Here is a 23,694-nt window from a genome sequence, read left to right as displayed (position 1 = left end):
TTTTCTTAAACTCTCAGGGTCGCTCCGGATCATGACCATAGACATTGCAGACAAAACACCCTTGCCTGCGGCTGGCGCGGAAATTCCTCTTGATGCCGAGGAAATGAAGCGTGCACGTTCGGCTCGAAGGGAAACGATTGGCAGATGGGTGTTGCCGGTCATCATATTGCTGTTGTCGGTTTACCTATGGGACAGGGTCTGCGTCTGGAACGAAATTCCGCACTACATCCTGCCGAGGCCCGGACAGGTTTTTGAAACGTTGCTTGCCGACTGGGGCATCTTGAGTGTTGCGCTCATCAACACGCTCAAGATCACATTCGGAGCCCTGTTGATCGCGACATTGGGCGGTCTGGGACTGGCGGTGTTGTTCACGCAGTCGAAATGGATCGAAATCTCGTTTTTTCCTTTCGCGGTCATCTTGCAGGTAACACCCATCATCGCGATCGCGCCCTTGATCCTGATTTATGTGGATTCCATCACCGCCGGGCTCCTGATCTGTGCCTGGATTGTCGCGTTTTTCCCGATACTCTCAAACACGACACTTGGACTGAATTCGGCAGACCACAATCTGCAGAACCTGTTTCGCCTTTATGGCGCAAGCCGCTGGCAAACCTTGCGGTTTTTGCGCCTTCCAGCAGCTATGCCCTATTTCCTGGGCGGATTGAAAATTGCCGGCGGCCTGTCTCTGATCGGCGCGATCGTTGCGGAGTTCGTCGCAGGCTCCGCAGGTTCCGGTTCAGGGCTCGCCAACCAGATTCTGGAGGCAAGCTACAGGCTGAACATGCCAAGAATGTTCGCGGCACTCATTCTGATTTCCGTTACGGGGATCCTGATCTTCCTGACTATGAACCTCCTGTCGCATTTGCTCCTGCGCAAATGGCATGAAAGTGCCCTGAAGCGGGAGATATAAATGGGACCGGCAACGGGATCGGGTTTCAACGGAACCGGGATCATCAAGAATGCAACCGTTCCGGCATGTTTGCTCGCCGACACACAAGGTTCGGATCCTGCCTGCCTGCTGGCGAGGGACCTCAAGGTCGTTGATGGGAAGCTTCTTGAAGTCGCGCCTGCCGGATCCTTGACCGGTGCGGATCCAAGTCTGGACCTGGACAGCGGTTTGGTTTTGCCCGCCTTCGTTGATCTGCATACCCATCTCGACAAAGGCCACATCTGGCCACGCAAGGCCAATCCAGACGGATCTTTCATGGGGGCGCTCACAGCGGTCGGCGAAGACCGGATTGCTTATTGGTCGGCCGATGATCTGCGGGCGCGCATGGAGTTTTCCCTGAAGTGTGCCTACGCACACGGAACAGCCGCGATCCGTACGCATCTGGACAGCATCCCGCCGCAGGAGGACATCACCTGGCCGGTGTTTGAGGAAATGCGCACCGACTGGAGTGGTCGCATAAACCTGCAGGGCGTTTGTCTGTTCGGGATCGACCGCCTGGCCGAAGATAGGGACTATCTGTCGGGTATTGCGGAAAAGGTCAGGAAAGCCGATGGGATCATGGGCGCAGTGACCTATATGATCCCGGATCTGGAAAGGCATCTTGAAGACGTCTTTCGTGCGGCCATGGATCGGGGCCTCGATCTGGACTTTCACGTGGATGAAACGCTGGACCCGGCAGCGGTCACATTGCGCCACATTGCCGAAACGGCACAGCGTCTGAAATTCGACGGCAAGATTGTATGCGGTCATTGCTGTTCATTGTCGGTGCATCCGGCGGATGAGATTGACAGGACGCTTGATCTGTTGGCAGGGGCCGGGATTGCCGTCGTTTCGCTGCCAATGTGCAACATGTATCTCCAGGACCGTGTGCCTGGCCGGACACCTCGCCGCCGGGGTGTCACCTTGCTTCACGAAATGAAGCAACGCGGAATTTCGGTTGCGGTCGCCTCCGACAATACCCGTGATCCTTTCTATGCCTATGGCGATCTCGATATGGTCGAGGTCTATACGCAAGCTACTCGGATTTTACATCTCGACCACCCGATCGGCGACTGGATCAGCACGGTCACAACGACACCTGCGCAATTGATGGATATCCCGGCGGGCAAACTGGATACCGGAGCACCGGCCGACCTCGTGCTGTTTAAGGCTCGCGACTGGAACGAGCTCTTGTCCCGCCCGGCGGGTCCGCGCAGTGTTTTGCGCGCGGGGTCTCTTATTGACCAAACTCTGCCCGATTACCGCGACCTCGATCACATTCTCCAGGAAAGGCAACCAGAGTCATGAGCGCCATTGCTGCATTAAAAGCCGATCTTGACGGCCTCAAGATCGAGGACAACCAGCAAATCGTAAAGCAGAAGAGCCGCGATTTTTTCTGGTATTCGCCGGTCCTGAAGAAGCAGCTGGAGGATGTTACCGGCGACCTGATCGTGACCCCGAAAACGGAAGACGAAATCATCCGTGTTCTGAAGGCCTGCTTTGCAGCCGACATACCGGTGACAACGCGGGGCGCTGGAACCGGCAACTACGGACAGGCCATGCCGCTGTCGGGCGGTGTTGTACTCAACATGGCGGATATGGCGGCCGTCAAGGAAGTCAAGACAGGTTCGGTTGTCGTTGAAGCCGGAGCCATCATGTCCGACATCGACAAGGTTGCCCGCGAACAGTCCGGACAGGAATTGCGGATGCATCCGTCCACCTACAGGACAGCCACCATCGGCGGCTTTATTGCCGGTGGTTCGGGCGGGGTCGGCTCGATCAACTGGGGCGGCCTCAGGGATCTTGGCAATGTCATTCGGTTGCGGGTCATCACGATGGAGGCCGATCCTCAAATTCTGGAGATGACGGGTGACGATCTGCAGAAGGTGATGCATGCCTATGGCACCAACGGCATCATAACCGAGATCGAGATGCCGTTGACCGCAAGTTACGACTGGGTTGATGTTCTGGTCGGCTTTGATGACTTTATGGATGCGGTCAGGTTTTCCGACACCATGGCCAATCAGGATGGCCTGTTGACCAAGAATATAGCGCCCGTGGCCGCGCCGGTTCCGCACGACTATTTCCTGCGGCACCAGAAGTTCATTCGCAAGGATCAGTCTGTCGCGGTGTTGATGGTGGCTCCCTTTGCCATGGCGGCGTTTGAGGCGTTCGTCGCGCGTCAGTCCGGCGGGGCGGTGCTTTATCGTTCCGACAAGGCAAACGAAGAGGATCTGAGGCGGCTTCCTCCAGCCTATGAACTTTCCTGGAACCACACGACATTGCGCGGTCTGCGGGTCGATCCTGAGATCACTTATCTCCAGGTTCTTTATCCGTTTCCGAACCAGGTTGAACTGGTCGGGAAGATGCAGGAACTGTTCGGCGATGAGGTGCCGGGACACCTGGAATATGTCCGTTTTGACGGCGACATCACCTGTTTCGGATTGCCAATCGTGCGCTACACCAGCGAAGAAAGGCTGAATGAGATCATCCGGATGCATGAGGAGAACGGCTGCCCGATTTTCAATCCACACCGCTACACGCTGGAAGAAGGCGGCATGAAACAGACAGACGCGGTTCAGCTGGCCTTCAAGCAGGAGGCAGACCCCAAAGGGCTGCTCAATCCGGGCAAGATGATTGCCTGGGAGAACCCGGACTACGACTACACAAGTGGCAAGGTTTTCCTGTTTCCCGGTCTTCAGCGAGGCTGAGTGGCGGCTTACGAAAGTGACGCAGGCGGCTTGTTCATTCTGCCTGCATGTTGTTGTTCCTTAAGGCCAAGCGCATGCGCGTTCTTGTCGTTTACTGTCATCCCTGTGAAGAAAGCTTCAATGCTGCGCTGTGCAAGACCGTTATCAGCGCCCTTGAGGAAGACAGCCACGATGTGCGCCTGACGGATCTTTATGCGAGAGAATTCGACCCGGTCATGAGTGCGCAGGAACGGCGTGGCTATCACACACCGCAGTCGAATACCGTACCGATTGCGCAGGATCTGGCTGATATCAAGTGGTGCGAGGCGATCGTGTTCATTTATCCAACCTGGTGGTTCGGTCTTCCGGCAATGCTGAAAGGGTGGTTGGAACGGGTGTGGGTGCCGCATGAGACGTTCATCATGCCGACCGCGACTGAGGACTTGCGGCCCAACATGCAGAATATCTCGCGCATCGGGATCGTGACGACCTGTGGGGCAAGTTGGTTTGTGTCCAAGTTTGTTGGAGAACCTGGGCGCAAAACCATCATGCGCGGCATCAAGCTTCTTGCAAAACCGCGTTGCAAGACACGTTATCTGGCACACTACAAGATGGACAGCTCGACCCAGGAGAGCCGTCAGAACTACCTTGCCAAGGCAAGGAAGGAGATGGCGGCTTTCCTGCGATAAGGCGGTTTTCAGGTCTTTCAAGCGACAGACGAGCGTGTAAATTAGCCTGCCCGAATATCAGGCTTCCCTGGTGACGTGTTCAACATCATGACGCGATTTAAACCAAAGCGCAGCGCCGAGTACGATGCCGATCACGTCGGTACGCCAATCGCCGGAAATCATGCAAAGGGCGGCTCCCAGAAGCAGTATACGCCAGATCGGGGCAAGGGGGCTCATCAGATAGCCCTGAACGGCGCCAGACAGGAAATAGACGCCGATGATGGCGGTAATTGCATTGCGGATGATTTCTATCCAGCTGGCCTCCATCAGAAGACCGGGGCTGTAGAAGAACATGTACGGTACGATAAACGCGGCCAGGCCGACCCTGAATGCCGTCACCGATGTGCGCATGGGCTCTGCTCCTGCAATGGCAGCGCCCGCATAGGCGGCAAGCGCCACCGGCGGAGTAATCGCGGAGACGACCGCAAAATAGAACACGAAGAAATGCGCAATCAGCGGCTCAATGCCGAGTTCGATCAGGCCGGGTGCCACCACCGAGGCGGCAACCGCATAAGCTGCGGTCGTCGGCATACCCATGCCCAGAATGATCGAGATGATCATCGCGAATATCAGCGCGAGCAGTTTGCTGGTCTCTGCGAGTTCGAACAGCAGAGAAGAGAACCTGGCGCCGACGCCTGTCAATGAAATCACGCCGACAATGATGCCAGCCGTAGCACAGACCGTAATGATCTGGATGGACATCTGAGACGCATTGCGCAGGGCTTCGATGATCTGGAGCGGGCCCATACGAAACGGGGTGAGCCAGCTCACGACAGCGGCAGACGCAATCGCAAGCGTGCCTGCACGGATCACCGAATAACCAAGGAAAAGAGAGCCGACCAGAATGAATATCGGCAGGAACAGAAATGCCTGCTTGGCGAGTTTCCTGAATTTGGGCACTTCGTCATTGGTCATGCCGCGCATGCCAAGACGCTTCGCCTCGAAATCGACCATAAAATAGATAGAGACAAAATAGAGGACGGACGGGATCAGTGCTGCGATGACGAGGTCCGTATATGGAATTCCCGTGATCTCGGCCATAATGAAGGCACCAGCACCCATGATAGGGGGCATGATCTGGCCACCGGTTGAGGCAGCAGCCTCGATTGCGCCTGCCGATTGTGGGCGGTATCCCACACGCTTCATCAGCGGGATCGTCAGCGAGCCTGTCGACACAACGTTACCGGCAGAAGTGCCATTGATCATTCCCATCAGTCCGGAAGCGAACACGGCAACTTTGGCTGGCCCGCCGCGTGCCCGGCCAGCTGTTGCAAAGGCCAGGTTGACGAAATAATCGCCGACCTTTGAGCTTTGAAGGAAGGCCGCGAAAATGATGAAAAGAATGATGTAGGTGGAGGAGACGGCGGTTGTCGGGCCGAGAATACCGTTGTCGGTGAAAACGTAGCTGAAAAACCGCTTTGCATCGTACCCGCGGTGTTCCAGAAATCCGGGTAGCCAGGGCCCCAAAAAGGCATATCCGACAAATATTGCTGCAATCGCTACCAGGGCGAGACCCGCGACACGGCGTGTAAGTTCCAGCATGAGCGCCATGGCAACAAATGCGGCCCAGGCATTTTGCGGATCGGCAAATGGCGTGCCCGCGCGCAGTCTCAAGTTCAAGGCATCTAGACTGAGAGCGATGAAACCGGTCGATGCAATACTGGCCAGCACCAGAACCCAGTCGATCGGGGAAATATGGCCTTCTTTGCCGCGTATGAACCAGCCGGCAACAATCGCAAACAGCGTGCCGACAGCGAGCGATATCCCGAAATAGGCAAAGGTCGTGTCGGCGTTCTCGACGGTCCCCGAGTTCCAATATTGAATGACACCGTAAACGGTCAGCACGAGTGCATAAATCACCGGCAGTCCGGCGGCGAGCGCAATGACCCGTTCCATCGTGACTTTACGCAGGCGATTGTCAGGCCCGGTGATGAGCACTCCCGTCAGCCCGAACCCGAGAACGAGGGCTCCGCAAATGTGAAGAATGCGAAAAAGCCAGGTCTCCAGGGGTGCGATGTTGAGACTGTAAAGATGCCAGGCTGCGTAAAGCACACACAGAAGACCGAACAATTTCCCCTGCCAACCCTGCAAGGCGCGGCTGGTAGCTTCACCCTGTTGGGCGGGAACGGGGTCAATCGGGTCGGACATGACGTTTCGGTCTCGATCTGGCACATAGTATACCCGGGCCACTGTCATGCGGCCCGGGATAAAGGCAATTATCTATCGTGTTCCGGATCGCTTAGCCGCCAAGGGCTGGGTCGATCTCGAAGCCATTCTCCTTGAACCAGCGAACAGCTCCCGGGTGCCAGGGAATGAATGCGTTCTTGTCGTAGTTTTCCGGCAGGGTTTCGATGGCTGCCTTGTGAATGTCGAGCATCCTTGGATTGTTGCTCATCACCGCATCGACGACTGCATAGACAAAGTCGTCCGGAAGATCAGCGCGCGCGATCGCGAAGTTCCACATGGAAACGCTCGCATGATCTTCGGATTGGGACGGGTAAGTTCCGGCCGGGATAGTGAAAAGAGACACCGGATGGTCCGCTGCGATCTGTTTGGCCTGATCGTCCGTCATGCCGATGAAATTGACGTCAGCCTGCGCTTCGACTTGCGAGAATGCCGGGAAGGGGACCCCTGCTGCCCAAGTGTAGACATCAATCAAGCCGTCCTGAAGTTGGCCGGCAAGGTCTGCTGCTCCTCCGTGGCGCGCAGTCACGGACTTGCCGAACGTATCAAAGAACCGTGGCCAGTACGTTCCAGGGGTGCCGCCAACCGGCCCAAAGCCTACAGTTGCGCCTTCCGGAATGTCATCGATGCTGTCGATGCCGGAACTTTCCAGGGTCATGATATGGAATGCGGTCTTGTACATCGGGAAGATCGCCCGGATCTGATCATGTTTCAGTCCTGGCGCAAGAGCGCTTTCACCGTTGATCGCGTCGAATGCCGGCCCCATGGTGACCATGCCGAAATCGAGGTCACCGGTTTGGACAAGCGCTGCATTCTGTACCGGTCCGGCGGTGACCTCGGCTCCGCCCGGGATGCCAAGCTGATCTGAAACAAGATTTGTCCAGCCTGAGCCATATACGAAATAGGTTCCGCCCTGACTTGCCGTTCCGACCGAGAAGCTTGTCGGCCAGTCGCTGCGGTCTTCCGCCACTGCCGCCGGGACGAGCAGACCAATGGTCAGTGCCGCCACCAGCGGCGCTGGTGCGCACCTAGAGAAAACGTTCAAAAGTCCTGCCTTGCTTTTTGAAGTCATAGAATCTCTCCACAGATGGAACCCAGATGATTTTCTGCGCTCAGATACTCGGGAAACTTGCATTGTCAGCGATTTTCAGAGTCTGGTAACGGCTAAATCGGGCGAATTTCTGTGAAATCAATGCGAATTATCAGTATTATTTCTCCAATAACTTATTTTTGAGCAGGTATGTCGAATTCAGGGGCAAATTCGTATCTTGAGTACAACCCGTAAGGTGTGGTGCCATCGCTAATATTTGCTGTGCAGGTTGTATTTCTTGAATTGCATTCAAGTTAGGCAGATCGACCATATGTGAGATCTAAAGACTGCTGTTGCAGCGACTGCAGGTGACGTTGCTGTTCAGATTGCTTCTACCATCCTGTTTGAAGGGAAGCTTCGATAGATCAAGCCGTTAACCGCCATAGATGGTTGCGGCATCACCCAGATAATTGTCCCATGCGAACCAATAGGAGATATGACCTGCCACACGGGGGAGTTTCTTCCCGTCTGAACGTTCCAGCGCGGTTTCTGTCACGGTCCATGCCAGACCGGTATCATCGAGAAGCTCTTCGCCGCGTTGCTGAAATCGATGAGGCCCGCGCTCATAGGCGCGCACGGTGCGTTTTGAGGGATTGCCGATCAGGACGAGAGGCGTTTGTGCAATCGCGTCGTTGATAATCGATTTCTCTTCAAAGGCATCCAGCGGCCAAGCTCTGGCAGCCCCGAACTGGCGGACTGCGAAGACATAGTCTTTCTGGCGATGCCGTGATTGATCAACCAGCGCTGGAAACATGAGCTCGGCAGAGGAAAAATAGTCCTGGTAAACGACGCCTGAGCCGTAGTCGCGTCGATGGCCGGTGTTCAGAGACAGCACCCGGGTTTTGGGATGGGAGGCCTTCCAGGCATCCCAGCTTGTTATCACGACGGGACGCTGCTTCAATTCAATGCCACTGTCCACCAGCGGACCGACCACCGGTTTACCGGTGTATTGGTTCCATAGCGAATGGGTTTCCCGGTCGAACATCAGCTTGTTGGAGCGATAAAGGAAGCCGGAGGAACCGAAAACCAGCGGCCTCCTTCGGCCTTTCACTTTGGTTTCGAACAAGATGCCCGAGCCGCACAGCGTGCAGTAGGCCAGTGCGACCGGAACGCCTCCGATGACTTCATTGAACATTTCATGCCAGCCCATGATCCGCAATGGATAGGCCCTGGTGTCACCATTGATCGAGACGCCGAAAACGAGGTCATCGCCCTTGAGATAGTCCGCCTTGGCCGCTGGAAGCAGTTCAGGGTTGTCGAGGGAAGGAATTCCGTCTTTTCGGACACCGCCCCAGGCAATTTCCTCAAACCGTATTTTCATCCGCTTGCGAGCCAGAGACTCCGGTTTCAGGAAGACGTCGAAATTTTCGTCTATCCCAAGCAGAACCTCACGCTTGAAAGGGATCAGTGACGGATGGGGGATGATCTGCGGGTTGCGTTCCTGCCAGAGCATCCATTCGAACCAGTCGGTACCGAATTTTTGACCCGCCAATTCGTCCATCACCTCGGCAATCCGTCCCTGCCGCCCTCTGGAAAATCGCATGCTGGTCAAGAGCGCGGGCACGACGTCTGGACTGCCGCGTTCACGCAAGAAGATCATGCCTTTCGCGAATTCTGAACTTGTACCGTAAAGCGGAGATCGAAGGGCTGCCAGAACCGGATCGTCCTGTGCTCTCAATGGTGCAGGTGTGACGGCAGCTGCAATAAGCATTCCAGTAAATCCGCGACGCGTCAGTGGCATGGCATCCTCCGTTTGGCCAATGCCAGTCTGCGGATTCACGCGTTCACATGCACACAAAACTCTCGTGAGGAGGTCGCTAACAAGAGCGCCGCATCACGTTTCGTTCACGTCGTGTGTCTTTTAACGACGGCTTTTGCGACCCAGACAATGCTACCGGCAACGACGCCCCAGAACGCGCCGCTGATACCGAAAAGCATCATTCCGCTGGCTGCGATCAGAAATGTTAAAGCCGGTGCTTCAAGTTGCTCACGATCGCTAAACGCCGCCGAAACGGAATTGACGAAAGCCGGGATCAGCGCCAGCCCCGCAACCGCAGTGATCAGATCTGTCGGTGCAAGGCCTGCAAGAGAGGTCACAAGTCCAGCAGCAAATGCCAGAAGCGTGTAGGCAATTCCAGACACGATGGCAGCCCAGTAGCGCCCTGCCGGATCGCGTCCGGCATCTTCTCCGGCCATCATTGCAGCGGTGATCGCGGACATGTTGACCGGCACCGATCCGAACGGTGCGATCAAAAGACTCACCAGCCCTGTCTTCTGGAGCAGTGGCTGCCGGTTGACCGGGTATTTGTTCAGCTCCAGAACGGCGAAGCCCGGAATGTTCTGACCTGCCATGGTCACGAGATAGAGCGGCAAAGAGACGGAAACAAATGAATGAATGGAAAAGGTCGGCATGACAGGCGTAAATGCCGGCAGCCATTGCGTTTCCGCGCCGACGGTTCCGGTGTCGCCATTCACGGTCAAGAAAAGTACGATCACAAAGGCGATGACGGCAAATGGCATTGCAGCAAGCCTGTTCCAGGCAAGTCCGGCCAGCCAGGCCAGAAGGACAGGCAACACAAGCAAGGGGATCGTTCCTAGAGCCAAAGCCGGCGCAAAGCATAATTTCAACAAAACACCTGCCAGGAGCCCGTTTGCAATCGGTTTCGGAATGGCGGCGACAACACGTCCGAGTGCCGGGATGAACCCGGTCACGACGATTAGCGCGGCGCAACAGATCAGAGCTCCGACGGCTTCTGAAAATCCACCCGGCAGTGCAACGGTTGCCGCAAGAAATGCAGCGCCGGGAGTTGACCACGCGACCGCAGCCGGGATCCGTGTGACGGCCGGGAGCCAGATACTGCAGATGCCCATGCCGATGGTAGCGAAAAACAGTCCGGTCGCGGCTTGTGCATCGGTGGCACCCATCGATTTTACGCCGGCAAGCACAATGGCAAAGGAGGCCGCGTATCCGACAAAGGCTGCAAGCAGCCCCATATAGGTGGCTGGAAACGTGAGATCACGGAACATGGAAGGCTCGTTCTTCAGGCATGGTTCGCGCGCACTGCGCACGCTCGACCACAGCATAGCAACGCGGCCACGGCAAGATCCTCAACCGGACGAAAGCGCTTCCGAAAGGTCTTAGGACAGCTCTTGGCCCTGCATATCGGCAATCATGTGATCCATGAGCCGACGGAGTGGCAACATGCTGCCGGCTAGAGCGATCAAAATGACTTGCTTCAGACTTCGCGCGGCGGCCGTTTCGTCCAGACCTTGAGGTCCACGATGACTTTCACTGTCGCGATAACGACAAGAGCACACAGAGCGAACTTCGTCATGACTTCCATCGTTCCTTCGATCAAAAGAGCATGAACCACACTACCGGTGACAATGACTATCGCCAGGATTGTGTGGGCACGTCGCCACGAGCGCACCGTCAACCGCAGGCGGCGTCGAAACCCGGCAAGAAAGGCTGCGGTCAGAACAGCCCACATGGCAAGAACACCCCATACGGAAAACGGCGTTGGAGAACGAAACAGCAAGGCGTCGACAACATCCGGTGGGCTGGTGATCCAAAGCCCGCCAACGTGGAGCAGGACAGCGGCAATCAGCAGTGTCCCGGTATAGCGGTGGAGCCGCCGCCCGCGCGTGCCGGCAAGCCCGGGCAGATAGCCGCCTGCAAGAAGAGGCTGAACCAAGAGAAGGGCCATGCCCGCAACACCGGCAAATCCGGCAACAATGTAAACGGGTTGCCGCCAGGCAAGCAGTGGGCTTGTTGCAGCGGCCAAAATCGGTATCGCGATAACAATCACCAGCACGCCCCAGACCAGGTAACCGCGCATCCGGCTCATCTCAGGAAGCCCCAAGTCGGGTCAGGCCGGTGTAAGGACGAAATGCGCCTCCAGGCTGGTGTCCTTCGAGCTTGACATGATTGGACGCAGGAACACCGTTTCAAACTCCTCGCTATCGTAGGCAAGGTGACCGTGCGGTTGCCCAAACGCGGGCACGATCTGCGGCATTTCAAGGCGAAAGTTGCCATTGGCATCGGTAAGGGTTGCGCCGTGACTTTGCGGATCGCGTTCATGCCCTTCGGTCGTGTGAGCCCATATCTGAATACGCTGACCGGCAAGAGGTGCACCATCGCCTGCGCGGCGCACGGTACCAGTCATCCAGAAGCCGCCATCCCCTATGCGGTCGACGATTGGAGCATCGGGACGGTAATTGTTGGAACCACCCCGCATAGAACGCGTTGGCGCGAGGCCTTGTGCCTGAGCGGGTACCAACAATCCGGTTGTGCCCATCGTCAATGCAACACCTCCAGCAGCGAGAAGTTTGCGGCGGGTGATGAGATCGGTGGTCATGAATGTCTCTCCTGTCGGAATTGGCGCCCATATGTACCTTCGGGACCAAACACGGCCGATCAAAAGTATAGTGCGTTTGTGGCAATTTCCGAGTTCAGCTTGTCAGGAAGCGCGATAAACCAAGCTCACGGTTTCGTGATCCGGCCGCTTCTGCTCCTCGTAACGTGCGCCGATTGCGCGCAGAAATCTGAAAACAGCAGGTTTGAAGGCCAGCAAGCCAACTCGGTTCAAATGATTGTTCATTGAATGTCAGCCTGTCGCGCAACATCCTCATCCGAACGATGAAAACCCGAGGAGGTTTCATGATCAACCGTAGAGGACTGCTAGGACTTGTTGCGACAGCTGCCGTTAGTGCGATTGTCGCGACTTCAGCATTGCCAGCTTACGCAAAAAGCCCGCTTGCGCTGACAGGTTACGACCCGGTGACTTATTTTTCGGGAAAGACCCCCAAGCAGGGCCGCGCTGAATTTACTGCGCAATACCGGGGACTGACATACCAGTTCACGTCAGCACGGAACCGCGACACCTTCTCTGCGAACCCTGCAAGTTATGCCCCGCAATTTGACGGCTATTGCGCCTATGGCGTTTCACGCGGTTACAAGGTCGGTGTCGATCCGCTCGCTTATAAAGTGGTGGCCGGCAAACTCTATGTGAACTACTCCAAGCCTGTTCAGCGGACCTGGAGCCGCGATATCCCAGGCTATATTGCCAAGGCAAACAGGAACTGGCCGGGGTTGAATTGAAAGCGCTGAATTTTGGTCTGCTCTGCCTGATCCCAAGCCTCGACGAGAAATTCAAATAAAGATGCCGCCTGGTTGACCTGGCGGCATCTTTTTCTTGTTCAAATGGATCAGTTGGCTGTCGGAAACACGAAGAACGCCAGGTCCCAACCGTCATTGATGCCGTTGTCGTTCACATGCGTCATCGATGTGATGTTGATGTCGTAGTAGTAGAACAACGCGCCGCCTTTATCTTCGATTTTCACCTGGGTGCCACCATCGGGATTGCTGGCGTCGACAAAATCGACGGGCGGCAGTTCCTGGAAGTTCGGCCCGTCTCCCGTGTCATTGTCATTGGCAAGCACAACAAGCATCGAAGTCACTGGCTGATCAAAGGTGATCGTAAAGTCGGACCCGACATGCAGATCGTCATAGCGGCCCGGGAGATCGTTGAAGCCTGCACCGCCTTTGATGTTGGAATACGGTTCGTAGATGCTGTTGGCAGTGACCGTCCAGCCAACGCCGTTCGACGTTCCGGTCGCGACAACTTTACCGGAAGCGGCATCTTTTTCGATCTTGTGGACGTCGAAGCTCAGCCGGTCGAGATCAAGTTCGGTGATCTTCTTGGGTACAATGGGTGGTGCCGGTTGTGATGCGGCGGGCTTGGCAACCACTTCTTCGCTGACCGCAACAACAGTTTCGGCAAGGGCCTCAGTCAATTCGCTTGCATTGTCGGCGTTCAGGAAGCGGCCGCCCGTGTTGTCGGCAATGCAGCGCAACTGGCGTGCTTCCTCATCTGTCAGGTCAAAGCCGACAACATGGACTGTGAAATCAATGCCGCTGTTTTCAAGGAGCGTTGCAGCCAGGCAGGGATCTGCTTCGCAGGTTTCAAGGCCGTCGCTGACCAGAATGACGGAGGCAGGGTCCTCAACATGCCGCAGTTCACGCGCTGCGCGAATGAGCGATTCCGAAATGGGTGTTTTGCCGCGCGGATTGATGCCCCTGACAAGCGAAGAAAAGTTGTTAGGCTCAAGAGGCGCGACGGATTGAATGACTTCAATGTCATTGCAGTCGCCCTTGCGCCGGTGCCCGTATGTCATGAGACCCAGGTCGACGGCCGGGTCCCACTTTCCGAGAACACCATCGATCACATCACGTGCAATTGAGATTTTCGGAACCCCGTCAATCTGGCCCCACATGCTGCCCGAGGCATCCAGGACCATCATGGCCTTGCCACGGTTTGAAGTGTCTTGGGCCAGAACAGGGCTTGAAAAAACCAGCGCTCCCGCGACTGCCAATGACAACGGAAAGCAACCGGGTATGAAAGATTTCATGCTTGAAGTATCCCATTGAAATATTTGCTCGAACGAGCAGTAGAACGACAATTCCGCTAACACAGCGAAAGAACCTTGTACAGGTGACCAACGTAGTTGTGATCGATTTGCTATTGCATGGATCTGAAGTATTTTCAGTAGGTTAAGAAACGGACCCCGTCGACACCAACCCAAAGCTGACGTCTTCTTCACATGTTCAGAGGCTGAAGAGTGTGCTGAACGGCACAGATTTTCGACTTGAGCATTCAGGAGCTTAGTTGGTGGGGTTTGAGGCAACGGAGCCTTGTTTCCGTGCGTCGACAAAACCAAAGACCCGACGCTTGCCGCGGCTTTGTGCGTTCCCGACCGTCCGTTCAGGTATTCCCGAAACTTTTCTCTCATTTACAGACATGTGAAGTGTCCATGGTCACAGGGCATTCACAACGCTTTCCACCATCTTGGAGGTATCGGAACCGCTCCTTCGGGACAAATAGGGAGGAAAGACCCATGCCGTTGATGAATTTCCAAACATTCAACAGAGAAATCCAAGCCGTCAAAAACATCTACCGACAAGATAACGCCTGGGTCGGTCGCTACATTCCGCCGTCCTGGGACAGGGATCTTGCCATGACAATGTACATCCGGGCAGCTTACAGGCTGTATCGGGCGACGGGCCAAAATCAGCTGAGATTAGTGCTGCTCGGTGGTACCGAAATCCGCAAGGCAAGAAACCTGATCATGAATTTCGGCATTACTGCTGCCAATGGCATTCAGGAAAGAGAAACAGCAATGCTGGCCGACGCTGCACAAGCAGAGCGCGAGGAAGTAAACGACGCGGACTTGCCAGTGAATACTCGCCTCCCGACCAGGAACGTTGTGCCGGTTTGTGGGCTTGGCAGTATCTTGAGCGAAGATCGTTGGACGCCACTTCTCAATGACGCTCTGATCGTCGGGGGTGCAACTGCAAACCATGAGTTTGTCATAACGCTTGAGCCCTACGAACGCGGTCTCTGGCGTGAATGTGAGGCAACTCTTGGCAAGGAATTGCGGGAGTTGGAGCAGCAATTCGCGCAATTTGGTAACGTGCCGGCGGGTTTCGTGCGGAATACACCTGAGTTCAAGAAGCTTTGTTGGAAAAAGTTCATTAGTTGGAATTTGCGCATGTTTTGGGACACACGGCAAAACATTCCACGTGTCTTGGCACGCGAACTCATTGGGCTTTCCATATTTGGATATAAGCCTGTGTTCGGCGACAGGCAGCTGGCATTCCGTCGTCCACTGGGTGCGCGCGACCCGGTTTTCTCCGACTACGTTCGTGGATTGCGAAACTTGAGGTTTCACGTGCCGGGTGCAAGAGCTCGCATCATGGAAAACTTGTCCGAGTTTTTGTTCGATGAGCGGGACGCCTTCGGTTTTCGTGCAGATCAGCCGCAGATCCATGGCATGCCACATGTCGGAAATCCCATTCAGGCCTATGTCTGACCTCGTCGATGCAAACCTACCTTGGCGGACCGGCTTGAATGCCGTGCAGTAAAAACTGATCCGCCAGACCTTGCGCAAATTTGAACTTGAGCCCTCAATACAATCAGCTCATAGGACCGTTGGAGACACCCGTGACAGACAGCATCTCTTACAAAGAAACCTCTCAAGGGGACCGGGAACCCGTTCACCCCTTCGCGCGTTATGGTTCAGTTACGCGGCTTCTGCATTGGTCCGTCGCCGTATTGGTCCTGATCACGTGGCCGCTGGGACTGATGATCGGCTTTGCAAAAAAGGATGTCGTCACCGCTTTCTACCTGCTGCACGAAAGCTTCGGCTTCATCGTTTTGTGGCTGATGCTGATCCGGGTCGGCAACAAGCTTTTGACGAAACCTATCGAGAACGAAGGGCCGGCTATTGAACGATACGCGGCGGCCTCGGTTCACGGCCTTTTCTATCTTTTCCTGATCATCATGCCCGTATCCGGTTTTCTGGCGACCAATGCGCATGGGTTTCCGCTGAAATGGTTCGGTCTGGTTCAGATCTGGAGTCCGATAGGCAAGAGCCCTGATATCGCCTGGACCTTGTCCGCCATCCACGAGTGGAGCGCGTATATCCTGCTTGTCCTCTTTGTGCTGCATATCGGTGCTGTGGTTTTTCATCACACGATCAGGAAAGATCGGACGCTCTTCCGGATGCTGTGATTTTGTCTGTTCGTCCGGTCCGGTGCACGGCAATCTCCGGGCCGCTACACCTGCACGAAACGGTGCACACTTGTTGAAGGCAAAGTGGTCTGACCCTCAAAGCCGTTTGGAACTCAGCAGGACTTCGTGCGACTTCCAGAGGCCGACGCTGAGAGATTGCCGCCGGCCTCGAATGCCTTCTGTTTCGCGTCTAGGTACCGTCAGCGAGTTGGGAGAAATGTTCTCTGCAGCTGCAATGAGGTCAGACGAGAGAGCAACCAGGGCACCATGATGTTTAGCCACTTCCAGCAACCGGCTGGCCACGTTGACGCAGTCACCAGTTGCGGTGATCTGCTGTTGCTGTTCGTGTCCAAGACGGGACAGAACGGCTTGCCCGATATGTCCACCGACACGGAGCCGGCACCTTTCCGACATTGACGACTGAAGCGCGAGCCAATCGTGCACCTGCTCCACAAGTTGAAATGTGCACCGGCAGGCATTCAAGGGATCGCTTGAGGCTGGGTCCGGGATGCCGAAGCCGAGCATCGCGCCATCGCCCATAAAATCGAGCACGACACCATTGTTTGCGCTCGCAACATTGACCACGACCGTATGAAACTCTTTCAGGAAGTCCCGGGTCGCAGCTGGGCCCAGCTGCTCGCTGAGGCCTGTGTAGCCGGACAGGTCTATGAACAGAACCGCAACCGTCTGTTCCCTGGGGTGCAGGAGAAACGTAGGGTCCCCGGCAATTCGTTCCGCCAATCTCGGCGCATGGAACCTGGCAAGTTCCTGTTGTGCGATCTGCTGCTGTCGAGCCCATCTGCGGTCTGAGATCTGACGAACAAAAATCAATGCAGCGACAGGTGGAAGGCTTGCTGCCAAGGGCAGCGCGCCGTTGAGCCAGTGACCGTGAGTGAATGCCACCGCAGTGAAGAGGAGCCAAACAGCCATGAGTACGAAATAGATGAATGAGGCCTGTGCCAAGGAGAAATACGCGATCGCGAGAAGACCGAGAAGTGTAATGCAGACTGCGACCAAACCGTCGAGGCTTCTGGTCTCCGGTCCGCGTATGAGCGCGCTGTGGTCGAGCAGATTGGCAAGCCCGGTCGCCTGGATTTCAACCCCGGGCATGACGGGATCAAACGGTGTGCTGAACCGATCTCCTACTGCGGTCGCTGTGACACCGAGGACGACCAGTTTGTCCTCCAGGCTTATCTCGGGGTCTGAGCCTTGCTCCATGAGATTAGCAGCGCTGAAAGTGGGGATGGTGCCGCCCGGGCCATAATAGTTGAGGGGCATGTGCCATCCCAGGTCAGTCGCTCTCAACTGCTCACCGATGCGTACGCCGTTTGCCGCAAAGGAATGTGGCTCACCTTGAAAAAGGCTGAACGCCTGCAAGCTGAAGGATGGCTTCAAGCCCTCAGGTGTCAAAAATAGATGCGGAATATGACGCGGTGTGCCACCGGTGTCCGTGACGATGTTAGCCAATCCCGTTTTCGAAAACCTGGAGACAGCTGCGGCGGGCACCATCACCGTTTCCACAACGGGAACGCTGTTTTCAAGGGGGAGTGCCTCCTCCAGGCTGCCGACTGCAGCGATGACGGATGGAAAGTTCTTGAGAGCTGCACCAAGGTCGAGGTCATGCGAATCGTCTGATGTGGTTGGCAGCAGGAGGTCGATTGCAATCGCCTTCGCACCAGCTGCCTCAATCGCATCGATGAGCGCGGCGAGCCGGTTTCTCGGCAACGGAAATTGCCCTACTCCGTTGACGGTCTGATCGTCAATTGCAACGATAACCACATCGGAGGGCGGAGATCTTTCTCCTGCTGCGGCAATTTTCAGATCAAGAAAAACTGTTTCAAACCGGTCGAGGACACTCGCGCTTCCGGTCAGATGAATATAGGCGAGCAGACCCGACCAAATCAGGCCGGCGGCAAGTGCAGCCAGCAAGATCCATCGGGAAAGCTTCGGCTTCATCGACCAAAGCGATTGAGCAAGGCGCGTACCCTTTGTTCCGGCCACTGCCGGACTACAAGCGGTTCACCGGTTCGCACATCGACACCGTCACCTGCGGCCAGGGTAACTTCTTCGCTGCCGACTTCGCGGAAAACTGCGACCTCGCCTTCGCTGACAAAGACGGAAGTGCCTTCAGCGGTCACATCGACAATATAGACCGTGCCCCTGACCGCAGCGATCGCGTGGGGTGTGCGAATTTGAAAGGGCCCGCCTGCAGGTGCAACCTCGATCAGGACAGCATCAGAATCGACCTCAACCTCAGAAGGGCGTTGATCGGGGTCCGACTTGATCACACCGAGGGACGCTGCAGCTTCGGCCTCTAGTGTGACACCGCCCTGGCACTGATAGACAACCCGGGCGGGATCTGCCAATTCGGTTCGCGTACACCCAATCAGAGATTGTGCGTTCGAAAACGTACTTGTGAGCGCAATCAGAATGGAGAATAGGGCCAGAGTGACATACTTTTTCATCATCGATGTCCTAAATGGAGCGTTCAAGCCGTGCTCAAATTTGCCCAAAGGCACCTAGAGCTGTTGTCCAACAAGTCACGGACATTCCCAGCAATGTCGTGCGCGTCATGCCTCTCGAGTAAAAAACCATGAATGCATCAAACGAATTTAACAAGGAAAAGCTGCTCGGTAAAAGCTTTGTTTTTGAAGCGCTTGACAGCCGTGCCAGAGAGGAACTTGCTGAGTTTTCTTATGTGAAGCGTTATGACGCGGGGCAGAAAATCTTCGCGATGGGTGAACCCGGCATGAGCATGATGGCGATCGCCGAAGGCTCCGTTCGCGTTTCGATGATGACACCCGGCGACAGGGACATCACTTTGAATGATCTGCAGGCCGGTGATGTCTTTGGCGAGATCGCCATGCTGGATGGCGGCGGACGTTCGGCAAATGTCGATGCGCTCACAAATTGTGCGCTTGTGGTACTTGAACGCCGCTCGTTCCTGGACGTTCTGAACCGGAACCCAGCACTCTCGATCCGGTTGATTGAACTCCTGTGTCAGCGTGTGCGCCGGTCCGACGAGCGCATGATCGAGGTCGCTTTTATGGATACCCAGGTGCGCCTCTCCAAGCTTCTGCTCAGGTTGACGACAACAACTCCGGGGTCAAACGACCGTCCGCTTCAAAAGCTTTCCCAATCTCAGTCGGAACTGGCAGGCATGATTGGCAACACGCGTGAAAGCGTCAATCGCTGCCTCGGTAAATGGCAAAAAGCTGACCTGATAGCACTGCGCGACGGCTGGCTTATCATCAAGAACCGGGAAAGATTGGAAGCGCTTGCCGACGAATTCTAGTGTGTGACGGGCGCAGACAACACAAGACCGGCTGGCTTCAGGTTTTCGCCTTCAGGAAATCCAGCATTGCGCGGACGCGTGGAAGGGACTGCCGTCCTGGCGGTGTGAGTGCGGAAATGGGTTGCTCGTTTTTGATGTGACTGTCTTGAAGAATGGGAAGCAGTTTGCCGGACTTGAGAGCGGCTTCTCCCAGAAAGTCTCCCAACCTGACGATCCCGAGGCCCGCAATTGCCGTCCGCAGCAGCATTTCTGCGCTGTCTGAGCTGAAGTTGCCGGAAACGGCAACCTCAACCAGTTTGCCATTTTCCCGGAAAGGCCAGTTCGATTGGTGAGGGAACCCCTTTAAAAGCAGGCAATTATGCGAAAGCAGGTCCTTCGATGAAGCCGGTTGCCCGTATTTTTCCAGATAAGCTGGGCTGGCTGCGATCAACCTTGATACCGATCCCAGCCGAACGGCGACAAGATCGCTATCGCTCAAGGGGCCGACCCGGATCGTGATGTCAGAATGCTCAGCATAGGGGTCTATGCGGTGATCGGCGATTGAGACATCAACGGTGACATCAGGATAGGTCTCGTTGAATGCGGGCAGGATCGGTGCCAGTTTGTGATGGGCAAAGGCTGAGCCGCAGTTGATTTTCAAGTGGCCACGGGCAAGTTCTGTTTCCTTGGATATGTCCGACTGTGCCGCTTCGAGCATCGCGAGAATGTTGCGCGCATGCCGGAGAAAGACTTCTCCCTCGCGCGTCAATTCCAATCGCCTGGTTGAGCGGTGCAGCAGCTTGGACCCCAATGATGCCTCAAGCCTGGAAACAGCGCGGGATATCCCGGAAGACGTCAGCCCCCGTTCATCGGCAACTGAAGCGAACGACCCCAGGTCAATGACACGCACGAACGTCGCGAGTTCGGGTGCGAGATGTGGATTCATTTCAGACTTTCAGGCAAGTTTATCTTGCTTGATTTTGTCTATTTTCAACAAAAATTCAAGAATAGCGTGCCCCCGGACTTCAAACGAACAGAAAGGGGCTCTGATGCCGATGAACAAGATCCACGTTCCGCAGGCACTGCCGACAGCGACCTGCCACCGCATCAATCAATTGCTTCATGACAGCTTGGTGGAAACGTGTGCGGTAAACCCTGATGACTTCTTCTGCCTTGTGACGCGTTATCCGCCACAAGACATTATTCTTCATCCGTCATTTCTGGGCGTACGCGACCCGGCACATACAATCATTATTGAGATCGCTCTGCTTGGCGGTCGTTCTGACGATCAGAAAGAGGCACTTTACCGAGATGTGAGGAAACGCCTCGGCCAGACCGGTCTGAAACCCGACAATTCCATTATCTATCTTCTGGAAAATCAACCAATCGACTGGTCATTCAGCAGCGCTGGATCTGTGAAGTCGGTCTTGCAGCTTTGACAGGCAACACGTGAGCTATGCTGAAATGTTCGAAATTGCGTGCTCGTCCCAGATAATGCCGATGCCCGGCTCCAAAGATGGGAGCGCGTGGCCGTCTCGAATGGTGGGCGTGTTCGCGACAAGCGTTCCGGCAATGTCGAACCACTCCAGGATCATGGCAGTTGGCGTCGCGTTCAGAAGATGGGAGGAAATCTCGACGAACAGATGGCTTGCAACCGGCAATGATGCATCTTGAGCAAGTTGGCTTGCCCGGCGCCAGCCTGTCACACCGCCGATTTTCATCGCATCCGGCATCACAAGGTCTGAAGCGTTCGCGGCAACCGATTTTTGCATGTCGGCAATTCCCCACCAGTTTTCACCTGTTTGAACCGGTGACCGGATGTTGGTGCGAACAACGGCATGCCCCAGATAGTTGGTGGCATGAACCGGTTCCTCGATCCAGGCCAGGCCTTCATCGTCGAGTATTTTCATGCGCTGGACGGCTTCGTCGACATCGAACGCCTGATTGAAGTCCGCCGCAATCCAGACATCGGTACCGGCTACGTTTCGGATCGCGCGCACAACGGCGGCATCAACTTGCGGATCGGGATGTCCGGCCTTGATCTTGAAAGCGCGAAATCCGCGTTTGAGAGAAGCCTCGACTTCCCGGGCGGTCTCGTCGGGTGGCATCTGACCAAGGCTGTCATAAGCTCGGACTGGTTTGCAATCCTGGCCCAGTAACTTGCACAAGGGCTTCTCGGCCCGCTTGGCCTTGGCGTCCCACAAAGCCATGTCTATACCGCTGATCGCCATTGCCAGAAGGCCCTGGTTTCCAAGCAGCCGAGCACGTTGATCAAGCAGTGCATTCACGCTTTCCGGGTCCGAAGTCTCGCCAACGAGACCGTTGATCAGGTTCCCAGTCAAAAGGGCAAGTGGCTCCAACGCAACCGGCGTATAGGAAAATAGATATGCCGAACCAGTGATCCCGTCATTCATCGTTATGTCGATCAGGACCAGGGGAGCAGCTTCCAGTGTGCCGGACGCCGTCTTATGCGGGAGCGCAAGGGGAGCCATGACTGCACGAATGCGGCTATCGGATATCTTTGGAGGTTCGGTTGTCATGCCGGCACAATAGAAAGTCCCAGTTCGATTTGTCTAGGACGTCGATAGCGCAAGTGGCCCACGCATCAGGTTTTTGTCGCGCGGGCCATCAACTGGTTTTCTACACTGTTTGGTGAGGTCAGTTCCCACGCGGCCGGAAGGGTTCAAGCACTTCCACATCGACGGTTTTGATGCGCGCGAACCGCTCGTTGACGTCGTTGGTTGCTGTCCAGGTATGGCGCGTCTTGGCGACAAGTTCGGTGCCGTCGGGCGTGATGCCTGCCCAATCGAAATCCATCGTGGCCGTGTATTCTCCCTCACCAAGGTCCTTCGCTTCGAAGTTGGATATGACATGGGTGCTGGCCGCGACCTGCGATGCTGGACCGGCCAGCCAAGCCTTGAAGCCGTTAAAGTCGGTGATGGCGCCGCTTGAAAAATTCAGTGAGAAGTCATCTGAAAGAATTTCCTGAACGGGTTCAGGATTGCGGGAAGGGTCTTCGATCAGCGCGAGCCAGTAGTGAACAAGGCTGCGCAGCCGATTCTCAGCATAGGCATCTTGAAAACTTGTGACGGTGGTGTCGCTGTTCTGTTCGATCAGAACATTGGATAGAAGCGGAAGCACATCTTCGCCAGGCACCATTTCAACGGTGTAGTTCAGGTCGGCTTGTCGAACGGCCCCATCCGGAAGCATGCCCTGGTTCTGATAAATGATCTTCGCGGTAAGCGTCATTTTGCCGTCTTTGCCTTGGGTGATCTCGGCAGTTTGAACGTGGTGCGCATTCTTCCAGGTTGCCGGTAGTTGTGCCACGCGTTCCTTGTATTGCGCATGACCGTTCGCAGTGCCCAGGCCGGAAGTGATCGTCACGTCTTTGGTGAGGATATCGAGTGCGTTGGCAACGCCGCCATCCGGGCGTTCGTAAAATTGATACCAGCGATAATACTGGGCCATCGCGGCGTGATTTTTGAAGCCGTTTCGGATTTGATCTTCGCTCATCTGAGCAGCAGCCGGAATAGCCAGGCCGACGAGTAGCGCTATGGAAAGCAGGACGGATGAAGCGCGCATGACGAGCCTTTCAAGACAATAATGAGCATTTGCTCACTCATAAGTCATGCGTGGATGAAATACCAGCAGAATGCGATACTTTTTGCCTACGATGTTTCACCAGGACACAGAAAATGCGTGGCACCAGTCCTACAAGGTCTCGGCGGGTGTTTTGACGGATTGTTGCAATCTGTGATTTTCTTTGTGGTCATCGACTGTCGTGATCGCAATTGATACGCACGAAGGGATTGAAGCATGTTCAATCGATTGCTTGCATCGGCCTTTGTAGGGTTGGCTGTTTTGACCGGTTCCGCTGTCGCGGACGATGCGGATTGGGTGGGACTTTACAAGGGACTTGATGCTCTTGATGGCTCAATCGACTATTTGTCGATTGCTGGTAAGGAGCCGGGTGAGTTTGATATCCGTGTGGTTCCTTCGGAGTTCTCTCTTTGCGAAAACGGGAAAGGCTGGATTGTGGCTGAAGGTCGCTTGACCGACGATGGCAAGCTTCACCGCTTCAATTCACGCGCAGTTTGCGAAGGTGGCGAGCCCTTTGATATCAGAGACAGGTTCCTGGTTCGCGACGAAGAGACGGGCATTGTCCGCTTCGGTGCAACCGACGATGATCGCCCTTTGATCTATCATCGCATATCAACTCAGTAGCGC

Annotated in this window: 22 protein-coding genes; 10 read left to right on the top strand and 12 right to left on the bottom strand. The window is 55.5% G+C overall.

Annotated elements, in window-relative coordinates:
- Positions 1 to 31 precede the first annotated feature (31 nt).
- From Q0835_RS14120 to Q0835_RS14105, 4 genes are all read left to right on the top strand, one after another.
- Positions 32 to 910, top strand: a complete 879-nt coding sequence (locus tag Q0835_RS14120; protein WP_298962188.1) for an ABC transporter permease — start codon at positions 32 to 34, stop codon at positions 908 to 910.
- Positions 911 to 2,236 (top strand): cytosine deaminase, encoded by a 1,326-nt coding sequence (locus Q0835_RS14115; protein ID WP_298962185.1) that lies wholly within the window; start codon positions 911 to 913, stop codon positions 2,234 to 2,236. It abuts the gene before it with no gap.
- Positions 2,233 to 3,639: an FAD-binding oxidoreductase gene (locus tag Q0835_RS14110; RefSeq protein WP_298962183.1), complete on the top strand. Its 1,407-nt coding sequence runs from the start codon at positions 2,233 to 2,235 to the stop codon at positions 3,637 to 3,639. The genes Q0835_RS14115 and Q0835_RS14110 overlap by 4 nt, the downstream gene beginning before the upstream one ends.
- 74 nt (positions 3,640 to 3,713) lie before the next feature.
- Positions 3,714 to 4,307 carry an NAD(P)H-dependent oxidoreductase gene (locus Q0835_RS14105; protein WP_298819004.1) on the top strand — a complete coding sequence of 198 codons (594 nt, stop codon included), beginning with the start codon at positions 3,714 to 3,716 and terminating at the stop codon, positions 4,305 to 4,307.
- A gap of 57 nt (positions 4,308 to 4,364) precedes the next feature.
- On the opposite strand, the gene Q0835_RS14100 is transcribed toward Q0835_RS14105, so the two are convergent.
- The 6 genes from Q0835_RS14100 to Q0835_RS14075 form a co-directional block, all read right to left on the bottom strand.
- Positions 4,365 to 6,494 (bottom strand): TRAP transporter permease, encoded by a 2,130-nt coding sequence (locus tag Q0835_RS14100; RefSeq protein WP_298962180.1) that lies wholly within the window; start codon positions 6,492 to 6,494, stop codon positions 4,365 to 4,367.
- Between the two features lie 91 nt (positions 6,495 to 6,585).
- Positions 6,586 to 7,602 carry a TAXI family TRAP transporter solute-binding subunit gene (locus Q0835_RS14095; RefSeq protein WP_298819009.1) on the bottom strand — a complete coding sequence of 339 codons (1,017 nt, stop codon included), beginning with the start codon at positions 7,600 to 7,602 and terminating at the stop codon, positions 6,586 to 6,588.
- Positions 7,603 to 7,993: 391 nt separating this feature from the next.
- Positions 7,994 to 9,361, bottom strand: coding sequence for a DUF3179 domain-containing protein (locus Q0835_RS14090; RefSeq protein ID WP_298962177.1), 1,368 nt, complete (start codon positions 9,359 to 9,361; stop codon positions 7,994 to 7,996).
- 104 nt (positions 9,362 to 9,465) lie between these two features.
- The gene (locus tag Q0835_RS14085) at positions 9,466 to 10,704 is read right to left on the bottom strand and encodes a benzoate/H(+) symporter BenE family transporter (RefSeq protein WP_298962174.1); all 1,239 of its coding nucleotides are present in this window, start codon (positions 10,702 to 10,704) and stop codon (positions 9,466 to 9,468) included.
- Between the two features lie 152 nt (positions 10,705 to 10,856).
- The gene (locus Q0835_RS14080) at positions 10,857 to 11,468 is read right to left on the bottom strand and encodes a ferric reductase-like transmembrane domain-containing protein (RefSeq protein WP_298962171.1); all 612 of its coding nucleotides are present in this window, start codon (positions 11,466 to 11,468) and stop codon (positions 10,857 to 10,859) included.
- Positions 11,469 to 11,489: 21 nt separating this feature from the next.
- Positions 11,490 to 11,978: a twin-arginine translocation pathway signal gene (locus Q0835_RS14075; protein ID WP_298962168.1), complete on the bottom strand. Its 489-nt coding sequence runs from the start codon at positions 11,976 to 11,978 to the stop codon at positions 11,490 to 11,492.
- A gap of 302 nt (positions 11,979 to 12,280) precedes the next feature.
- On the opposite strand from Q0835_RS14075, the gene Q0835_RS14070 reads away from it, so the two are divergent.
- The gene (locus tag Q0835_RS14070) at positions 12,281 to 12,721 is read left to right on the top strand and encodes a YHS domain-containing (seleno)protein (RefSeq protein ID WP_298962165.1); all 441 of its coding nucleotides are present in this window, start codon (positions 12,281 to 12,283) and stop codon (positions 12,719 to 12,721) included.
- A 107-nt stretch (positions 12,722 to 12,828) separates the two neighbouring features.
- Here Q0835_RS14070 and Q0835_RS14065 read toward each other — a convergent pair whose 3' ends face one another.
- Positions 12,829 to 14,031, bottom strand: coding sequence for a VWA domain-containing protein (locus tag Q0835_RS14065; protein ID WP_298962162.1), 1,203 nt, complete (start codon positions 14,029 to 14,031; stop codon positions 12,829 to 12,831).
- Between the two features lie 486 nt (positions 14,032 to 14,517).
- Between Q0835_RS14065 and Q0835_RS14060 the strand changes: the two genes are divergently transcribed.
- Together Q0835_RS14060 and Q0835_RS14055 are read left to right on the top strand one after the other, a co-directional pair.
- A complete protein-coding gene (locus Q0835_RS14060) occupies positions 14,518 to 15,492 on the top strand; it encodes a hypothetical protein (RefSeq protein WP_298819023.1) in 975 nt (324 codons plus the stop codon).
- A 131-nt stretch (positions 15,493 to 15,623) separates the two neighbouring features.
- Positions 15,624 to 16,193, top strand: a complete 570-nt coding sequence (locus tag Q0835_RS14055; RefSeq protein ID WP_298819025.1) for a cytochrome b — start codon at positions 15,624 to 15,626, stop codon at positions 16,191 to 16,193.
- 96 nt (positions 16,194 to 16,289) lie between these two features.
- Here Q0835_RS14055 and Q0835_RS14050 read toward each other — a convergent pair whose 3' ends face one another.
- Positions 16,290 to 18,194 carry an adenylate/guanylate cyclase domain-containing protein gene (locus tag Q0835_RS14050; protein ID WP_298962159.1) on the bottom strand — a complete coding sequence of 635 codons (1,905 nt, stop codon included), beginning with the start codon at positions 18,192 to 18,194 and terminating at the stop codon, positions 16,290 to 16,292.
- Positions 18,146 to 18,658, bottom strand: coding sequence for a FecR family protein (locus Q0835_RS14045; RefSeq protein ID WP_298819029.1), 513 nt, complete (start codon positions 18,656 to 18,658; stop codon positions 18,146 to 18,148). Before Q0835_RS14045 ends, Q0835_RS14050 begins: the two co-directional genes overlap by 49 nt.
- A 128-nt stretch (positions 18,659 to 18,786) precedes the next feature.
- On the opposite strand from Q0835_RS14045, the gene Q0835_RS14040 reads away from it, so the two are divergent.
- Entirely contained in the window at positions 18,787 to 19,488 is a 702-nt protein-coding gene (locus Q0835_RS14040; RefSeq protein ID WP_298962156.1) for a Crp/Fnr family transcriptional regulator, read from the top strand.
- 37 nt (positions 19,489 to 19,525) lie between these two features.
- On the opposite strand, the gene Q0835_RS14035 is transcribed toward Q0835_RS14040, so the two are convergent.
- Entirely contained in the window at positions 19,526 to 20,413 is an 888-nt protein-coding gene (locus Q0835_RS14035; protein WP_298962153.1) for a LysR family transcriptional regulator, read from the bottom strand.
- 103 nt (positions 20,414 to 20,516) lie between these two features.
- On the opposite strand from Q0835_RS14035, the gene Q0835_RS14030 reads away from it, so the two are divergent.
- Positions 20,517 to 20,906: a tautomerase family protein gene (locus Q0835_RS14030; RefSeq protein WP_298962151.1), complete on the top strand. Its 390-nt coding sequence runs from the start codon at positions 20,517 to 20,519 to the stop codon at positions 20,904 to 20,906.
- Between the two features lie 15 nt (positions 20,907 to 20,921).
- Here the strand turns inward: Q0835_RS14030 and Q0835_RS14025 are convergent, their stop codons facing one another.
- A complete protein-coding gene (locus Q0835_RS14025; protein WP_298962148.1) occupies positions 20,922 to 22,007 on the bottom strand; it encodes an enolase C-terminal domain-like protein in 1,086 nt (361 codons plus the stop codon).
- A 118-nt stretch (positions 22,008 to 22,125) separates the two neighbouring features.
- A complete protein-coding gene (locus tag Q0835_RS14020) occupies positions 22,126 to 23,049 on the bottom strand; it encodes a hypothetical protein (protein ID WP_298962145.1) in 924 nt (307 codons plus the stop codon).
- Positions 23,050 to 23,283: 234 nt separating this feature from the next.
- Between Q0835_RS14020 and Q0835_RS14015 the strand changes: the two genes are divergently transcribed.
- The gene (locus tag Q0835_RS14015; protein ID WP_298819048.1) at positions 23,284 to 23,691 is read left to right on the top strand and encodes a hypothetical protein; all 408 of its coding nucleotides are present in this window, start codon (positions 23,284 to 23,286) and stop codon (positions 23,689 to 23,691) included.
- Positions 23,692 to 23,694 lie beyond the last annotated feature (3 nt).

Source organism: uncultured Roseibium sp. (assembly GCF_947499295.1).
Taxonomy (GTDB): Bacteria; Pseudomonadota; Alphaproteobacteria; order Rhizobiales; family Stappiaceae; genus Roseibium.
This window is presented reverse-complemented; position numbering and strand designations above follow the sequence as displayed.

Excerpts from the sequence above, each read along its gene's own strand:
- Q0835_RS14025 (WP_298962148.1), bottom strand. The coding sequence starts at position 22,007 with ATGACAACCGAACCTCCAAAGATATCCGATAGCCGCATTCGTGCAGTC.
- Q0835_RS14035 (WP_298962153.1), bottom strand. The coding sequence starts at position 20,413 with ATGAATCCACATCTCGCACCCGAACTCGCGACGTTCGTGCGTGTCATT.
- Q0835_RS14105 (WP_298819004.1), top strand. The coding sequence starts at position 3,714 with ATGCGCGTTCTTGTCGTTTACTGTCATCCCTGTGAAGAAAGCTTCAAT.
- Q0835_RS14045 (WP_298819029.1), bottom strand. The coding sequence starts at position 18,658 with ATGAAAAAGTATGTCACTCTGGCCCTATTCTCCATTCTGATTGCGCTC.
- Q0835_RS14065 (WP_298962162.1), bottom strand. The coding sequence starts at position 14,031 with ATGAAATCTTTCATACCCGGTTGCTTTCCGTTGTCATTGGCAGTCGCG.
- Q0835_RS14100 (WP_298962180.1), bottom strand. The coding sequence starts at position 6,494 with ATGTCCGACCCGATTGACCCCGTTCCCGCCCAACAGGGTGAAGCTACC.
- Q0835_RS14115 (WP_298962185.1), top strand. The coding sequence starts at position 911 with ATGGGACCGGCAACGGGATCGGGTTTCAACGGAACCGGGATCATCAAG.
- Q0835_RS14080 (WP_298962171.1), bottom strand. The coding sequence starts at position 11,468 with ATGAGCCGGATGCGCGGTTACCTGGTCTGGGGCGTGCTGGTGATTGTT.
- Q0835_RS14075 (WP_298962168.1), bottom strand. The coding sequence starts at position 11,978 with ATGACCACCGATCTCATCACCCGCCGCAAACTTCTCGCTGCTGGAGGT.
- Q0835_RS14085 (WP_298962174.1), bottom strand. The coding sequence starts at position 10,704 with ATGCTGTGGTCGAGCGTGCGCAGTGCGCGCGAACCATGCCTGAAGAAC.
- Q0835_RS14090 (WP_298962177.1), bottom strand. The coding sequence starts at position 9,361 with ATGCCACTGACGCGTCGCGGATTTACTGGAATGCTTATTGCAGCTGCC.
- Q0835_RS14060 (WP_298819023.1), top strand. The coding sequence starts at position 14,518 with ATGCCGTTGATGAATTTCCAAACATTCAACAGAGAAATCCAAGCCGTC.
- Q0835_RS14030 (WP_298962151.1), top strand. The coding sequence starts at position 20,517 with ATGCCGATGAACAAGATCCACGTTCCGCAGGCACTGCCGACAGCGACC.
- Q0835_RS14095 (WP_298819009.1), bottom strand. The coding sequence starts at position 7,602 with ATGACTTCAAAAAGCAAGGCAGGACTTTTGAACGTTTTCTCTAGGTGC.
- Q0835_RS14120 (WP_298962188.1), top strand. The coding sequence starts at position 32 with ATGACCATAGACATTGCAGACAAAACACCCTTGCCTGCGGCTGGCGCG.
- Q0835_RS14070 (WP_298962165.1), top strand. The coding sequence starts at position 12,281 with ATGATCAACCGTAGAGGACTGCTAGGACTTGTTGCGACAGCTGCCGTT.
- Q0835_RS14020 (WP_298962145.1), bottom strand. The coding sequence starts at position 23,049 with ATGCGCGCTTCATCCGTCCTGCTTTCCATAGCGCTACTCGTCGGCCTG.
- Q0835_RS14015 (WP_298819048.1), top strand. The coding sequence starts at position 23,284 with ATGTTCAATCGATTGCTTGCATCGGCCTTTGTAGGGTTGGCTGTTTTG.
- Q0835_RS14110 (WP_298962183.1), top strand. The coding sequence starts at position 2,233 with ATGAGCGCCATTGCTGCATTAAAAGCCGATCTTGACGGCCTCAAGATC.
- Q0835_RS14040 (WP_298962156.1), top strand. The coding sequence starts at position 18,787 with ATGAATGCATCAAACGAATTTAACAAGGAAAAGCTGCTCGGTAAAAGC.